This is a genomic window from Paraflavitalea sp. (genome assembly GCF_059502485.1).
Genome location: NZ_JCACET010000008.1, coordinates 541,260 through 558,108 on the forward strand (window position 1 = coordinate 541,260; position 16,849 = coordinate 558,108).

The 16,849-nt window shown below is 46.4% G+C and carries 12 protein-coding genes; 5 read left to right on the top strand and 7 right to left on the bottom strand.

What is annotated here, in order from left to right; genetic code table 11:
* Positions 1–108: 108 nt before the first annotated feature.
* Positions 109–1,017: a DMT family transporter gene (locus AC5JBY_RS04940; RefSeq protein ID WP_495903450.1), complete on the bottom strand. Its 909-nt coding sequence runs from the start codon at positions 1,015–1,017 to the stop codon at positions 109–111.
* 300 nt (positions 1,018–1,317) lie between these two features.
* On the opposite strand from AC5JBY_RS04940, the gene AC5JBY_RS04945 reads away from it, so the two are divergent.
* From AC5JBY_RS04945 to AC5JBY_RS04965, 5 genes are all read left to right on the top strand, one after another.
* On the top strand, positions 1,318–3,696 hold the full coding sequence (locus tag AC5JBY_RS04945) for a TonB-dependent receptor (protein ID WP_495903451.1): 2,379 nt from the start codon (positions 1,318–1,320) through the stop codon (positions 3,694–3,696).
* Positions 3,697–3,708: 12 nt separating this feature from the next.
* Positions 3,709–4,581 (top strand): DUF4249 family protein, encoded by an 873-nt coding sequence (locus AC5JBY_RS04950; protein ID WP_495903452.1) that lies wholly within the window; start codon positions 3,709–3,711, stop codon positions 4,579–4,581.
* A gap of 156 nt (positions 4,582–4,737) precedes the next feature.
* Entirely contained in the window at positions 4,738–5,463 is a 726-nt protein-coding gene (locus AC5JBY_RS04955; protein WP_495903453.1) for a head GIN domain-containing protein, read from the top strand.
* 72 nt (positions 5,464–5,535) lie between these two features.
* Positions 5,536–5,970, top strand: coding sequence for a BP74-related protein (locus AC5JBY_RS04960; protein ID WP_495903454.1), 435 nt, complete (start codon positions 5,536–5,538; stop codon positions 5,968–5,970).
* Positions 5,971–6,137: 167 nt separating this feature from the next.
* Positions 6,138–9,284, top strand: coding sequence for an AsmA family protein (locus AC5JBY_RS04965; protein ID WP_495903455.1), 3,147 nt, complete (start codon positions 6,138–6,140; stop codon positions 9,282–9,284).
* A gap of 199 nt (positions 9,285–9,483) precedes the next feature.
* On the opposite strand, the gene AC5JBY_RS04970 is transcribed toward AC5JBY_RS04965, so the two are convergent.
* The 6 genes from AC5JBY_RS04970 to AC5JBY_RS04995 form a co-directional block, all read right to left on the bottom strand.
* Positions 9,484–10,770 (bottom strand): sensor histidine kinase, encoded by a 1,287-nt coding sequence (locus AC5JBY_RS04970; protein ID WP_495903456.1) that lies wholly within the window; start codon positions 10,768–10,770, stop codon positions 9,484–9,486.
* Positions 10,754–12,127: a sigma-54-dependent transcriptional regulator gene (locus tag AC5JBY_RS04975; RefSeq protein WP_495903457.1), complete on the bottom strand. Its 1,374-nt coding sequence runs from the start codon at positions 12,125–12,127 to the stop codon at positions 10,754–10,756. The genes AC5JBY_RS04970 and AC5JBY_RS04975 overlap by 17 nt, the downstream gene beginning before the upstream one ends.
* Before the next feature lie 47 nt (positions 12,128–12,174).
* Positions 12,175–13,356 (bottom strand): ABC transporter permease, encoded by a 1,182-nt coding sequence (locus tag AC5JBY_RS04980; protein ID WP_495903458.1) that lies wholly within the window; start codon positions 13,354–13,356, stop codon positions 12,175–12,177.
* Between the two features lie 32 nt (positions 13,357–13,388).
* Positions 13,389–14,624, bottom strand: a complete 1,236-nt coding sequence (locus AC5JBY_RS04985; protein WP_495903459.1) for an ABC transporter permease — start codon at positions 14,622–14,624, stop codon at positions 13,389–13,391.
* A 68-nt stretch (positions 14,625–14,692) separates the two neighbouring features.
* On the bottom strand, positions 14,693–15,358 hold the full coding sequence (locus AC5JBY_RS04990; RefSeq protein ID WP_495903460.1) for an ABC transporter ATP-binding protein: 666 nt from the start codon (positions 15,356–15,358) through the stop codon (positions 14,693–14,695).
* A 24-nt stretch (positions 15,359–15,382) separates the two neighbouring features.
* The gene (locus AC5JBY_RS04995) at positions 15,383–16,846 is read right to left on the bottom strand and encodes a TolC family protein (protein ID WP_495903461.1); all 1,464 of its coding nucleotides are present in this window, start codon (positions 16,844–16,846) and stop codon (positions 15,383–15,385) included.
* Positions 16,847–16,849: the final 3 nt, after the last annotated feature.

Here is a 16,849-nt window from a genome sequence, read left to right on the forward strand (position 1 = left end):
TTGTTGTGCTACTGCCAGAGTCGCACGTAGAAGCATATAAAATTAAAGAAATATAGAATAAACTGCTAATGCCCTTTTAGGGGTATACATGTAGTTGAAAACGAGGCATTACGCCCGCTTGCTCCTTTGCACGAGATAAAGACCGGCAATTACCAGCACCATCCCTACGATAGCATACAAGCCGATAGGCTCATTCACCATCACATTGGCAATAATATAACCGAATATGGGGCAGAGGAACAACCAGAAAGAAGCTTTCACGGCATTATCCCGCAACAGATACAGCCAAAGCTGTACGGCGCCAATAGATACCGGGATCGCTAGCCACAATACACCGCCAAGGAAATGAATGTCCCACACATTTTTTGCAGGCTCATAAGTAAAGATCGCTACAGGAAGAAGAAAGATGCCGCCCAGTAACGTTTGCCATCCATTGATAGTTAAGATATGAAGATCGCTCCACTGCTGGCGTGAAAAGTACAAGGTACCTGCCGAGTAAACGAGCATGCTGCTCATCAGCAGGCTGATGCCAAAAGGAGTAGCCATACTATTATGCATCAATGGCCAGGCGGCCAGCACTACACCAGCGCTGCACAATAGCAAACTGCCAATGATAACAGGCTTCAGACGCTGGCGGAACAGCAGGGTAGACATGAGGCTGATGATTACCGGGTTCGTTGCGATGGCCAGTGCACCCAAACCTGCAGAAACCTCCCGCATAGCTACGATATAAACACCGAGGTAGATAGAAACATTCAATAACCCATAAATAGCGATCTGCTTCCATTCCTTACCCTGCGGCAGGCGTTTACGCATGATACCGTGCGTAATCAATAACATAATTCCCCCTGCCAGGAAGAAACGCGCAATACAAATAACGAATGGCTGTGCAGAAAGTAGCCCTATTTTGGTCGCCGTAGAAGCAGAGGGCCACAATACCGCGAAACCCAGACCGGCAAAAAACAGCAGAATAGCTTTTGACTGATCAGCCTTCAATGACACTTCTTGTTCTGTCACACAAATATGTTTTGATCCCTGATATAACAGGAGGTTAAGAACGCTATAAGAGCGGCCGCAAAAATAACACTGTAATGGCCAAACATCAAATCATTAACTATATGATGAGAGGAGAGACTTATAATGTGGTTTGCATGTGATGCCCCTTTATTCTTATATAAGCTATGATATACTTTTGCGCCGCTTACTTCGTTCATTCGCTGCTATTTCAAAACATCTTTGTTAATATTTTCTAAATAGTATATGCAACGTAGGGGTAAGAGATTCTCTCGTTGTCAATACTCCAAACAAAAATCTCGTATGTTACGTTCCACCATTCGCTTTTTATCCTTATTCCTCACCCTGCTAACTTTTCATGTAGCCATGCAAGCACAGGGAGGAAAACCACTGACCATCAGCGGCTATGTGCGCGACGCAGGCAGTGGCGAAGTGTTGATCAATGCCACCATTACGGTGAGCCCTGTAGGCGCTACCGTTCAAAGCAATTCCTATGGTTATTTTTCCGTTACCCTTCCCGCAGGCAAATACACAGTCAATGTAAGCTATACCGGATATAGTATTTATAAAACAGAGATCGATCTCACTGCCAGCAAAACACTGGAAGTGACCATGCAAACAGCCGCTGCTGAAATGGATCAGGTGGTGGTAACTGGTGAGAAAAGATTGCGCAGAACCAATACCGTGGCACTGGGCATACAACAGCTGAGCATGGGGCAGATCAAAAAGATTCCTGCCTTTATGGGCGAGCCCGATGTAGTGAAAGCTCTGTTGACGTTGCCAGGCATCACCTCCGTAGGTGAAGGCGCATCCGGATTCAATGTACGTGGTGGTAATGTAGACGAAAACCTCATTATCATGGACGAGGCCCCCGTTTACAACTCCTCACACCTGCTGGGCTTCTTCTCTGTATTCAATCCAGATGCGGTAAAGAACGTGACCCTGTACAAAAGTGCCTTCCCGGCTGAGTATGGTGGCCGCACATCTTCTGTGCTGGATATTCGTATGAAAGAAGGCAATAACCAGAAGCTTTCCGTGAATGGCGGTATCAGTACTATCTTCAGCCGTATGTCTATAGAAGGCCCTATTCAAAAAGACAAATCATCATTTATTATAGCTGGTCGCCGCTCTTACATCGACGTTTTGTCAAAACCTTTCTTGAAAGCAGAAGACCGCGATAATAAATTATACTTCTATGATCTTACTGCCAAAGGAAACCTGGAGATCAATGACAAGAACACCATTTACCTCAGTGGCTACTTCGGACGTGATGTGTTTGGCTTTGGTAGCGAAGCTGGTTTCGAATGGGGCAATACCACCGGCACCTTCCGCTGGAACCACCTGTTTACGCCAAAGCTGTTCCTGAATACCAGCGTATTCTATTCAAAATATGATTACAAACTATTCTTCAGTTCCTCTACCAATGATGATGTGAGTGAAAAGTATGATTGGAATTCAAACATTCAAACCTACGGAGTAAAACCCACACTTACCTGGTTTATTAATAATAAACACCAGTTGAAAACGGGTGTAAATGTAACGTACTACAACTTTTATCCCGGTAAAGGAGAAGCAGAAAGCGAAGGCGTGAAGAATGAGATCCTGCTCAAGAGAAGATATGGCTCCGAAATGGCCGCCCATGTCGAAGATACCTGGAAGCTCACCCGCAAATTTCAGATACAGGGTGGCGTAAGGCTTAATCGTTACGCTTATCTGGGCAACACGACTGTTTATTACTTCCGCGACACTACCGCCAATGTGCGTAAACCACTCGATCGCGAAGAAGAAGTGACCAGCAAAAAAGCTGTCGAGTCCTGGAGCTTCATCGAACCCCGCCTTTCTGTACGATATGAGTTGAAGAAGAATACATTTATCAAGGCCGGCTATGCCCGCAGCTCACAATACCTGCACCTGCTGTCGAATACAGCATCGCCCACACCGGTTGACCTGTATTTCCCCAGCACCAACAACATCAAGCCATCTGTTACCGATCAGGTATCAGCAGGAGTTGTTACCATTCCTGATGGACTGCCGGTGGAGTTCTCCGCAGAAGTGTTCTATAAAAAGATGGACGATGTATTAGATTATATAGACAATGCCAACCTCGAGCTCAACCAGCTAGTAGAAGCCGATCTGATGACTGGTAAAGGTAGATCATGGGGACTGGAGCTGGAAGTGAAGAAAGAGACCGGCAAGTGGCAGGGATGGGTAAACTATACCCTGTCAAGGTCTGAAAGGAAAACACCCGGCATCAGCAAGGGCGAATGGTACCTCAGCCGCTACGATCGTACCCATGTGGTAAATGCAGCACTGACTTATTCACACAATAAGAAGTGGGACTTCTCTGCCACGTTCAACCTCGGTTCTGGTACTCCGGCAACATTCCCGGATGTGCGCCTCGATATTCAAGGCATTCCAATCCCTTACAACAGTACTGAAAAGCGAAACAATTACAGACTGCCCGCTTACCACCGCCTGGATATATCCGCGACAATGAAAGGCCGTCAGGACAGGAAGTTCAAACAGGAATGGGTGTTTGGTATCTATAACGTGTACGCCCGTCAAAACGCTTACACCATTTACTTCCAGCAAAACAAAGATGAGCCCCAAAAGAAAGAAGCAGTGAAACTATCGATCCTGGGTTCTATCATCCCTTCCATTACCTGGAACTTTAAATTCTAAAAAGTATTAGCAATGAAAAATTATCGATTATATATAGTTGCCCTCATAGCCCTGTACACCTTTTCGTCCTGCGAAAAAGTAGTAGACATCAAACTGCCCGATGGAGCAAAGCTGCCATATGTAGATGCATGGATTACCGACAAACCCGGCAAGCAAACGATCAAATTTCTGCGTGCTGTCAATTACCTGGAGAATAAAGAACCGGAAACCATTAGCGGCGCACAGATCGTTGTTACCGATGTCACAGATAACAAAACGTACAACTTTACGTATCAAAATGGCGCCTATCAATACGATGCAGGAGCCGCCGCCATTGGTATCATTGGCCATACTTATAAACTCACCATCAACTGGGATGGCCAGCAGTTTGAAGCCACTGATGTGTTGAAACGTGTTACAAAGATCGATTCCATATCAGTAGAATATCGTGGAGAAGACGATATAGAAGGAGATGAAAAAGTAGGTTACTATGCCGAAATGCATGCAAAAGACTTGCCCGGTGGTACCGATTATTCCTGGATACGCACCTATAAAAACGGCTCGCTCAACTACCATGTAACAGAAATGGTGGCGATCGATGCTTCTTTTTATGAAGACGCTTCTGATGGTTACATTTTTATTGAACCATTCCGCGAAGGCATCACTTCCGAAGAGCATCCCTACCAGAAAGGAGATGTGGTAAAAGTCATGATCCGCTCCATGAGCAAGCCTACGTACGACTTCCTCGACCAGCTTATTGACCAGTTGTACAGCGGAGGTTTATTCGCCGAAGTTTTACAGAACGTACCCTCCAACATCTTTAACAAACAAGCCAGCAGCCAAACGAAGATCTATGGCTGGTTTGGAACAGTAGCCGAAACCGAATTGTCGAAAACAATTCAATAACAATATCATTGAATTAAGCTGTCACCCTGAGCCTGTCGAAGGGTTTAAGGGGAGGTGACACCTTTTTGCTCGCGTAGAATGGGAAGGTGTTACCTCTACTGGCCAGGAAAGACAGACATAAAGATTCATTTAAGTATAGCCTAAAAAAACAAAAACATGAAAAAGAGAAGTTTCCTCGTGCTGAGCGCCTTGTCGCTGTTGTTGTTCGCCACTTCTTGCAGAAAGAAAATAAACGGAGAAGGGCCATCAGTTAATCAGTCAAGAACTGTTGCAAATTTTACAAAAGTATCGCTGAACATTCCAGCCATTCTGTACGTAACCCAGGAGCCGGGCTTTAAGCTGACCATCGACGCCCAGCAAAATATCCTTGACATGATACGCACGAATATATCGGGCGACGAGCTGCGCATCAAGTTCGACAACGACAAGCGGTTAGGAAATCATGACAGGATCATTATCAGAGTGAGTGCACCATTATTCAACAGCCTGGGCATAAGCGGCTCAGGAGACATCAGCAGCTCCAGCGCTTTGCAATCCCCCTTGTTGTGGTTGGGCTTGAGTGGTTCCGGATCTATCACACTGGCAGAAGTGAACGTAACAGGTAAGATAGATGCTTATATATCAGGATCAGGTAACATACAGGTAAATACGGGAACAGCCAATAATGGTGGCCTGAACATAAGTGGCAGCGGTGGCATTGAAATGCTGGGAGTCGCTTTCAAGGACATAGAAACCCATATCAGCGGTTCAGGCAATATCAAAGCTACCGTTGCCAATCATCTGGAGGCGCATATTTCCGGAAGCGGCTCAGTGTATTATAAAGGAACCCCTTCCATAAGCACACATATCTCTGGCTCCGGTTCAGTGAAGAAAGTGCAATAAAGGAAATGCTAAAGCCACACTAAGGTGCAACGGCTCCTTTCCGGGAACTGTCAATAATACAAACCTTAGTGTATGAGAGCAATGATGTATTTGATTCCTATTGTGTTACTGGCATTTACTTCCTGTAAGAAAGATAAAGAAGGAACACTGCGTTATTTTGAAGTGGGCATGAAACATACGCCATCCGATTGGAGAGACAGTTCTTTTATAGTAGCAACATCCAATCCGGCGTTGATAAATCAGATTGAACAACAATTGCTGTTGTCTGTTGATAAAAGAAGCCATTTGAACGGAGCGTTAATAGCAGGAGATGGTGGATACAATAAAAATGGCTCCCATTCCTTTTCCTGGCACTTCGATGAAAAAGATTGGTTCTTTGCCAGCCTGAGTGTGGAGATATATGATGGCAGGGCCTATACCGATCTCGACCTGAACAAAAGCTATTGGCAAAATACGATGAAGAGGTTTGCCCCCTGGGGCTCCTATGTGAAACGTGAGATTCGATGAAAAACTATTCTTAAGTGTTGGGCACCCCTGGTCAAAAGGTTATTCTGTGTTGGCCATGAGGGTGCCCAACACATAATAAAAATATTCCCACTGTAGTCGGCATAACCGGTACCGGTATCGTACTTTTGAACCGGAGATAGTACCCGCGCACACCTAAATACCTTGTTATGTCATCGTCCTTCAAAAGGATAACCGTTAAACTCTTGAAACTGAGTGGCCTTTCCTTTGGCATTGCCCTGCTGCTGATGTTCCTGTTACCCTATATTTTTCCGGGATTTGTTTCTACCAAGATCAAGGAGTGGGCGAGGAGCAGCATCAACGCCGAGCTTGATTTCTCCAGGGCACGCCTCTCTTTCTTTCGCCACTTTCCCGCCCTCACACTTACTTTATATGATCTGTCCGTAAAAGGTTCTGTCCCGTTTGAAAAAGCAACCCTGGTAGAATCGGAAGAAGTTTCATTAGGAGTAGACGTTTTGAGCCTGTTCACCAGCCAAACCAGCATCGACAAAATATTCCTCACCAACGCCAACATCAACATACAGGTCGATAAAGAAGGCCACGCCAACTACAACATATATCAATCCAAATCCAATAATACAGCCAAAACGGTTGACACATCCAGTGTAGCATTGAAGATTGAGAAGATACTGATCGAGAAAAGTCAGTTGGTCTATAACGACCAGTCCATTCCGATGGCGCTTAATATGAAAGGACTTTTCTATGAAGGCACCGGCGATCTGAGCAAAGCGATCTTTGACCTGCACACAAACATGCAGGTGGATTCACTGGATTTCTATTACGACAACCAGCCCTACGTAGTTTCCAAAAAGATTAATGCTAAACTGATCACCAAGATCAACACCAATTCGCTGGCCCTCTTCTTTGAGCAGAATGATCTTACCATTAATAAGCTGCCGCTCCGCTTCAATGGTAAGTTTGAGTTTCTGAGTAATGGCTACGACATGGACTTCACGCTCAAATCGAAAGAAAGCGATCTCCACGATATCCTCACCGGCCTGCCTCCCGAGATCAATCAATGGCTTGACAAAACAGATGTAAAAGGATTTGGTGATATAGATGCCACGCTGAAAGGAAAATACATTGCCGACAGCAGCGTAATGCCCGACCTGGCCCTGAATGTGAAGATTAGAAATGGCTATGTGGCACATGCTGCTTCGCCATCGCCGGTCACCAACCTGTTCCTGAACCTGCAATCGAAGCTGCCACAGCTGAACCCTGATAGCTTGCAGTTGACCGTCGATTCCATTTTCTTCAACATCGATAAAGATTACTTTAGTTCAGTCATTCGCCTGAAAGGATTGAGTGCACCAGACGTATATGCCAAAGTAAATAGTGAGATGGACCTGGAGAAATGGGATAAGGCTTTCGGTCTTCAGACATTTGACCTGAAAGGAAAATACACAGTTCATTTATTGGCTGAAGGAAAGTATGCTACATCAGTAGTGCCTAAAGGAGTAAGAGGCGCCGATACGGTAATTAGCAGCATTCCCAAATTCTCTATTCGATCCTCACTGGCCAATGGATATTTTAAATACAGTTCTCTGCCACAATCAGTAGACAACATAAGCTTCGACCTCAACGCATCCTGTCCCGATCACAATTATAAAAACACCAGCCTGTCATTGGAGCAAATCAATGCTTCCGTATTGAACAATTTCATCAAAGGCTTCTTGAAGATTGAGAATAGCAAAGACTTTCCCATCAACGCGCAGCTGCAAAGCGTTTTCAACCTGGGAGATATCAAGAACTTTTATCCACTGGACAGCATGAACCTGGCCGGTAACCTGAATATCGATGTACAAACCAGTGGCAAGTACAACCCTGCTAAGAAACTCTTCCCGGTAACGCAGGCCACTTTCAGTGTAAAAGACGGCAGCATTCAAACGAAATATTATCCCGCTCCGCTTGAACATATACAAGTGAGCGCAGTGGTCACCAGCCGCCAGGGCTCTATGAAAGACCTGGCCGTACAGATCACGCCGGTATCTTTCCAGTTTGAAGGACAGCCCTTCTTTGTAAAAGCCGACCTGCAAAACTTCGACAACCTTAAATACAACATTGCTTCCAAGGGAACACTGGACGTCGGTAAAATATACCGGGTGTTTGCCCGCCAGGGCTACGACCTGAAAGGATTTATCGAGACCAACCTGGCCTTGCGCGGTTTGCAAAGCGACGCCACTACAGGCCACTATGACCGGTTGTTCAATTCCGGCACCATGAAGTTGCGTGATGTAACACTGAATGCCGATCTCTTCCCTGCTCCCTTTTTGATCCGTTCGGGAGTGTTCAGGTTCAAGCAGGATAAGATGTGGTTCGACGCCTTTAAAGTAACCTACGGCAAAAGCGAGGCTACGCTCAATGGATACCTCTCCAATGTGATCAACTACATGATGGAGCGCGGCACACCACTGAAAGGACAGTTTGATATGAACACCAACTACCTGCTGGTAGATGAGTTTATGGCCTTTGCTGACAACAAAGATGCTGCCCCGGCTGGTAATAGTGTAGCTGCGCCTGCAACTACGGGTGTGGTAATGGTGCCCACCGACCTGGCCATCACTTTTAAAGCCGATGCCCGTAAAGTACACTACAACGGCATAGACCTCAAAGACTTCAAAGGACAGGTAACGATCGACAGCGGAGCCATCAAACTAAAAGAAACCGGCTTCCAGTTGGTCGATGCGCCAGTGGTCATGAATGGAAGTTACAAAAGTCTCACACCCCGCAAAGCAGTGTTCGACTATCATATCGAGGCGAAAGAATTTGATGTGAAGAAAGCCTACAACCAGGTACAATTGTTTCACGACCTGGTACCGGCTGCCGCTAAAGCTGAGGGTATTATCTCTCTCGACTACCAACTTGCCGGTCGGCTGGATGAGAACATGAGCCCTGTGTACCCCTCCTTAAAAGGCGGCGGCACACTCTCTGTAAAGAAAGTAAAAATGAAAGGATGGAAGCTGTTGAGTGTGGTAAGCAAAGAGACAAACAAAGAGATCGACAATCCCGACCTGGCTAAAGTAGATATCAAGTCTTCTATCAATAACAACCTGATCACGGTAGAGCGCACGCGGATGCGCGTACCCCCTTTCAGGCTGCGCTTTGAAGGACAAACCAGCTTCGATGGAAAGCTGAATCTGAAGCTGCGAATAGGTCTTCCTCCTTTAGGTATCCTTGGTATTCCTGTAAACGTAACCGGCACACAGGAAAAACCGGTAGTGCGCTTACGCCGCGGGAAGAACGGCGAACTCGAACAAACCGAAGACAAAGAAGAAGCGGAAAGCGACGCATTGTAAAACAAAACACATTTGTGTATCATTTCAAATGCACGACTATCTTTTCATTTCGAAAAGTGATCCTCCTTCTTGTCATTTCGAACGAAGCCATTAGAGATTTAAAAAAGCAGGAAGTAACGGCGTAGTGAGAAATCTGCTGTCGAAGCAAAAGAAAGTCGAAGCAAACGCACTGCCGACTGCCGATTCACGATTGCCGTCTCTATTCAAACCTGATACTAAACTCTGTCACACCAGCCTCAACAGTCCGGAGTGAAAAATCATAACCATGATTCAGTAATATCTCCCTTGTAAGCGTAAGCCCAATTCCCTGTCCATCTCTTTTAGTACTGAAGAAAGGAGAGAACAGCTGATCGGCAATATTAGGCGCAATGCCTTTACCATTATCGCGGATGATGAGTTCCCGGGGAAGTGCGCGGGTAATGAAAGTAATAGTCCCTTGCTCCAGAATTGCCTCCATGGCATTCTTGATGATATTGATCAGCGCCTGTTCAAGCTGTAAAGTGTCTGCAAAAATATCTATAGGAGTTGGCGACAGGTCAAACTGGAAGTCGATCTTCTTCTCTCCGGCCTTCAGCTCCATCAGCTTACTGGTATTGTGCAACAACTGATGAAGGTCAGTAGGTTTCTTCTGTGGTTCCGGCAGCCGTACGATGTCTGCAAAATTGCGCATGAACAAGTTCAGGTTCTGGTTGCGGTCGATGGCTACCTGCAAAGCATTGCTGATAGTGGGGCTATTCTCATGCGCGTGAAGCGTAGATTGTAAAATGGAGTTTACCGGCCCTACTGTATTATTTACTTCATGCGCCATCATACGGATCACTTTTCCATACGCCTTCTTTTCCGCAGCGAGTATTTCCACCGTCAGTTCTTCCAGCATGATGAAATACCGCGCAAAGCCACGATCTATAAAATGCGACTTCTGCAACTTATACGTCTCTATCCCATTTACAGTAAGCGTTCTGCTTTCTCCGGACGACAACCTGCTGATCTCTTGCAATACGGGGTGGAAGATGGCATGAACTGGCTTGCCCAGCAGATCCTTTTCTTCGAGACCAAGCTGTTGCAATGCCTTTGGGTTCAGCTGGTGGATACATTCATCATAATCCAGTATGATAATACCCGTAGGAGAAGTGTTGATCAGCTTTTCCAGGAAAAAATGCTGCTGCTCCTGCCTGGTGCGCTCGTTCCTCAATTCATCGATCATAGCATTATAAACATTTATGAGCTGGTCCATTTCGTATTTACCGGTAGCAAGGAATTTTACATTGAAGTCCCGGTCGCGGATAGCATCCACCCCCTGCATCAATGTTTTGAGCGGACTGAGTAGTTGCCGGTACAGGCGCCAGGCCACAACAATCGAAGCAAGCACCAGCACCTCCGATGCAATGAACAAAACCTTGTTATCCTCGAAAATAATGAACGTAAGAGCCAGCGTAACCAGGTGAATAATACCAACAAACAGGATGTATTTAGTCCGAAGTCTCATCGTAAGGAATATTGTATTTCTCCAGCCGCCTGTACAAGGCGCTGCGCGTAATGCCCAATGCTTTGGCCACACGGGTAATACGCCCTTTGTGGAACTCCATCGCTTTGCGGATCATCTTTATCTCCAGATCCTCCAGGGTAATACTGCCAACTTCCGGCAATTCGATATTACCCTTTTGCCGCGGTGAGGTTTCCAGTTGTGATTGAAAATCTTCTACATCAAGGTAATCCTTTTTACTTACCAGCACCGACCGTTCCACCAGGTTTTTCAACTGACGTATGTTGCCGGGCAAGGGAAGTTGCTGTAGCCAGCGCATCGCTTCCCGGCTCACCTGCAGGCTGGGGCGGTTATAGATCTCGCGGAGGTTGTTCACGAAAAAGTTTACCAGCAAAGGAATATCGCCCGGCCGCTCCCTTAGAGCGGGCAGATGGATGGTGATGAGATTAATACGGTACAAAAGGTCTTCCCGGAAACTCCCTTTGCTCACCATCTCAGCCAGCAGCCGGTTGGTAGCACATACCACCCGCACGTCCACTGTTTTGGTACGGCTGCTGCCCAACACCTCATAAGTTCTGTCCTGCAACACCCTTAGCAGCTTTACCTGGCTGCTCGGGTCAAGGTCGCCGATCTCGTCCAGAAAAATAGTCCCCTTATTAGCCAGCTCGAAGCGGCCGGTACGGTCAAAACGTGCATCTGTAAAAGCGCCACGCACATGGCCAAACATCTCACTGTCGAACAGGGAAGTAGAGATGCCGCCAAGGTTCACCTTCACAAACGGCTTATTGCTCCGCAGGCTGTTCTGGTGCACACTCTCTGCAATCAGCTCTTTGCCGGTGCCGCTTTCGCCGGTGATCAGCACAGAGGCATCAGTGCCGGCTACCCGCCCGATGGTTTCGAGTATATCCAGCATGGCCGCGTCTTCGCCAATGATATGTTGAAAGTTGTAGAGGCTGTCCAGTTTCTTCCGGCTCAAGTGTTCTGACTTCTTTTCCTGCAGGTTCAGCAAAGTATTGACCGATTGAAGCAGGTGATCATTACTCCACGGCTTGTTGATAAAGTCATTAGCCCCCAGCTTCATGCCTTTCACAGCCAGCTCGATGGTGGCCCAGCCGGTGATCAGGATAACGGGCACGGCCGGGTGCATCTTCCGGATCTGCTGCAGCATCAACATGCCCTCGTCTCCTGAAGTGTCGATAGAAAAGTTAAGGTCAAGGATGATTAGCGAAGGCGCCTGTTGCTTCAATATGGCTACTGCCGCGACGGGCGAATCCGCAGCAGCAGTAGCAAACCCTTGCTGTTCCAGTAGCAACAACAACGAGGTCCTTACCGCAATATCATCATCTATAATTAAGATCATACGCCCGTAAAAAGTTTCAAGTTAGGGGTATTTGAGCACTCTGTTTCCTAATCCTCATGCAATGCCACAGCCGGGTAAATAGTCGCAGCCTGCTTGCCCGGATAAAAAGAACAGATCATGACCAACACATAAATAAACAATATCGATAAACCTATAGCCGTGAGGTATACCCCTGTCTCCATATCAAACACATGCATTAATGGAAACTGTACAGCGAAAAAGCAACCGACGATCAACGCAATGGTAGAAAGGATCAGCGCTTCGCTCACCAGTTGACGGGAAATAGATTGTCCGGTAGCCCCAATAGCTCTACGCAATCCGATCTCACTCCTTCGCCGGTTGATATTATACCACAACACCCCAAACAGGCCAAGCGCCACATTCAGTACGAGGAAGCCGGCAACGATCATCAGGATGATCATAGGAATCAGCGTAAAATTATTCATGGACGTACGCTTCTCGCTGAGGTGCTCTATTTCTATGGTGGCATTCTTTAAATAGCTCGACAGCGATCTGTACAGACGACCTTCGAAAGCTGTATTGACCTTCGGGCTCACCTTTACCAGCATCACCCGCATCCAGTGATAGGCACTCGTATCCGCTTTCCGGTACATGCCATACCCTGATGACTTATAATCACCCTTGTCTTTGATGTCGTTGACAACGCCAATAACCTTAAATGGATTGGCCGACTCCTTATTAAGCAGCTTTCCTATCGCTTCTTTGTTGCCAAACAGTTTTTCTTTTAATGACTCATTGATCACTACCGGCTTGTATTTCTGGCCGGCATCTGCTTTCGAAAACCACCGGCCCGATTGCATGGTAAGACCCAATACCTTGTCGTAATCATCCTCTGCCGTATAATCATTGACCCCGGTAGCCCTTACCCCCTCATACTCGGCACTGTTTTGCGATGAGCTCATTGCAAAAGGGATATTATGACTGGTAAAACTTACCGCTTCTATCTCTGGCATCGCTTTTAACTGGTTGCGGAGCGCATCATGAAACATCATCAGGGAATCATCGCGTCCCGGCCTTTCCTCCGTTTGGTACTGTATAGCCCACACGTTCTCATATTCGAAGTTTATCGGCTTGCGGTAATTCTTATAGTAATAAACCACCATCGTGAATACCGCAAAGATCACGAGGAAGGAAACCAGTATTTCCAGCATCAGCACGAAATTCTGTTTCTTTTTATTCCAGATCAGCTTGAACAAATGCTTCAACATATCAGGACAATTGAAAAATGATAAATAAAATACTATTGCGCTTTGAGCGCTGCAACCACTTGCAGCCTCGACATGCGCCAGGCTGGGTACACGCCTGAGAACAACCCAAATACCAGGCAGATCAACAAAGCCCACGCCAATACAGTAATATTCACTGTTAAGATGACATTAGGTAACAGCTCACTGTTGTTGATCACCGCGAGAATAATAACAGAGAATACGATGCCCAGTATGCCGCCGATCAATGTGAGAATGATATTCTCGATGATAAACTGATACACCAGTGTTTTGGACGAAGCGCCAAATGCCTTGCGTACGCCAATCTCAGAAGATCGTTCCATAATGCGGCTGATGTTGATATTGATGAGGTTCAGCGTAGGCAGCAGCATGAAGAACAAAGCAAAAATGCCTACCCACATGATGAACTTGCTTTTGCCCGAGTCCTGCTCTTTGCCAAACATAGTACGCGTAAAGCTGGCTAGGTAGGTATCTGCATTACTGTAAAACTTATTGTACTCTTTACCTTCCAGGGGCACCTTGGCAACTACCTGTCGATATTCTTCCTGAATGCGTGGCAGGTCTGCCTTGGATTTGGCCAGGATCATACCGGTATACATGCCGCTATACTCTTTATTGTTACGGTCGGTTTTGGCGAGCGTATAAGGCAAAAACATATCGCCATAAGAAAACAGAATGGTGATAGGTACATTCTTCACCACACCAGCCACGCGGTATTTCACGTTGTCAGTTTCGATGTATTTGCCAACGGCACTTGCTTCCCCGAAATAAGCCAGCTTTGTTTTTTCGGTAATAACAGCCACGCGATCCCCATTGGTGATCTCCTGGTCTGTATAAGACCTTCCTTCCAGAAATGCGAAATCATGCACATCCCAAAACTCGACGTTGGTATACTTCACATTGATCACCAGTTTCTTGTTGTTCACATACGTATTCGTTGGTGTAAAGATGGAAGAGATGGCTACCTTTTCAGGCGTCTTCAGGCTGTGAACATACTTATCGAGGAAATAATAACTCAATGGCCCATTACTATAATAACCTTTCTTGTCATCCTCCATTTGCGCCACGGTAATATACAAAGAGCGGTTACGTTTGGTGTCAGGATATTGCGGACTGATCAGGTGATCCAGGAAGGCCGTCAGCACGATCAGGATCGTCAGCGTAAAGCTGATGCCAAACAAGCTGATGAACGTAAAGAATTTACGCCGCTTCAGCACTGCAATAGCTATTTTAAAATAATTCTTTAACATAAGGAGTTGTTGTACTTGTTAATCTTTATAGGCTTATACTTCAAGTAGAAATTGGCTTGTAGCTATTCTTAGCTTACTTGTGATCCATCAAACAACCTCACCAGCCGGTGCGTCTTCCGCGCCATGTTCTCATCGTGCGTTACCATCACAATCGTCGACTTATCCCGGCTGTTCAGCTCCAGCAGAATATCCATGATCTCATTACCCATAGCACTGTCAAGGTTACCGGTAGGCTCATCGGCGAGAATAATTTCAGGCTCACCTACAATGGCACGCGCAATGGCCACCCTTTGCTTCTGACCACCGGAAAGCTGCGTAGGGAAATGCTTCATGCGGTTGCTGAGCCCCACTTTCTCCAGGGCCGCCTTTGCCAGCTGCGTTCTTTCCTTGGCCGAACTGTTGCGGTATAATAAAGGCAGCTCTACATTGTCCAGCACTTTCAGGTCATTGATAAGGTGATAACTCTGGAAAATGAAGCCCAGCTTCTTATTCCTGAAATGCGCCATCTGTTTGTCGGATAAGTTGACAGTAGACTCATTGCCTATTTTTACTTCACCTTTAGTCGGTGCGTCGAGCAGTCCCATGATATTGAGCAGGGTGCTTTTACCGCAGCCCGAAGGACCCATGATGGACAGGAACTCTCCTTTCTGAATAGTGAGGTTCACATTATTCAGCGCCAGCGTTTCCACGGTGCTGGTGTGGTATACTTTTTCAATGTTTTGTAATTGTATCATACGGTTGTATTATCTGGTTTAAAATTATTTATAAATGATCTTTTCATTCTTCTCAAAGTCATACAGCGAAAGGTAACGCAGTTGGTAATAAGCCCCCCACAAGTCACGTAAAGCGAAAACATAATCACGCTTGGCCTGGTCTTTCTCCTGGAAAGCAATACTTAAGTCGGTAATACTTAAATGGCCCAACACATACCGCTCCCGCGCAATCTGGTATTTTTCCGAAGCGATGCTGTCTGCCTGTGCGGTGAGCGATAACTGATCCTGCATCATGTCGAACAAAGTTACCTGTGTGAATATCTCCTGTTTAAAAACCTGCTGCGCCTGCTCCACTTCATATTCCACAAACTTTTGGTTGGCTTGTGCAGTCTTTAACCGCGAGCGTGACCGGCCCCAGTCGAGAATAGGGATATCAAATACGAGTTGGAGCTGCTGTTGGTTTTTGGGTGATTTGTAGACATTGGGCAAATTAAGAGCGCTATTGGAAAAACCCAGCTGGGCAGTAAGCGTAGCATTCAAGCTATTATCACCCTTGGCCTTGGCAACATCCCGCTTCGCCTCTATCACTTTACGTTGAAAAGAGATGGCATCAGAGCGGTTGGCAAAAGCTTCGGTCAATACCTGGTCGGCTGTTACTTTCAGCTTGATGGCATGGCCGGGCAGGTCGAGCGCTATCTTTTCATTACCGGGCAGCCCTGAATAAGCGCGCAGGTTCAGCACGGCTATCTCCATCTCACGGCGTGCGCTGGCCACCGACTTCTGCGACTTCAACAACTCCAGCTGCAATTGCAGGATCTCATTGCGCGACACTTTGCCCAGCTCAAACTTCTCATTGGCAATGCGAAGAATATTGGTGGTATTATTGAGGTTCGTTTCAGCGATCTGCAGATTTACCTGCGCCAGCAGCAGGTCAAAGAAATAGCTTGTTGCCCTGATAGAGATCTGCTCCATGGATTCGATATACTCCTGCCGGCTCTCCTGGTATTTCAGCGGCTCGATGCGCTTATCCCATTTCAGGTTATTGAACCTGAACAAAGGTTGGGCATAACCCAATGCATACGGAACACTGTTGTACAAAGTATTCTTCCGGTCAAAATCATCGAAGCGTTGCAGTTGTGTAGTACCAAAGATGGTTCCACCAGTTTGCGCAATACTCTGTTCCAGCGATAGATTTAATGAGGAGTTATTATTCCTTACCGGTTGAAAATCGATCGTGCCATTCGGTTGCAATATCTCCTGATAGGTTCTGCTATAACCCGGCAGCCTGCCATCCAATACCAGTTGAGGTTTGTAATTGGATTGATACGTGCGCCAAAGCCAGTACCGATTCTCTTTCAGTGTGGCTGCCTGCTTGGCGGCAATAGACTGGTTTTTTGCCATCTCCACCACCTGCGGCAGATTGAGCCGCAAAGTGTCTGTAGTTGACTGAGCCATCGACCGGCAACACAATGATGTAAGTACAATGCCTGTATAAAATGTCCTGTTCATAAA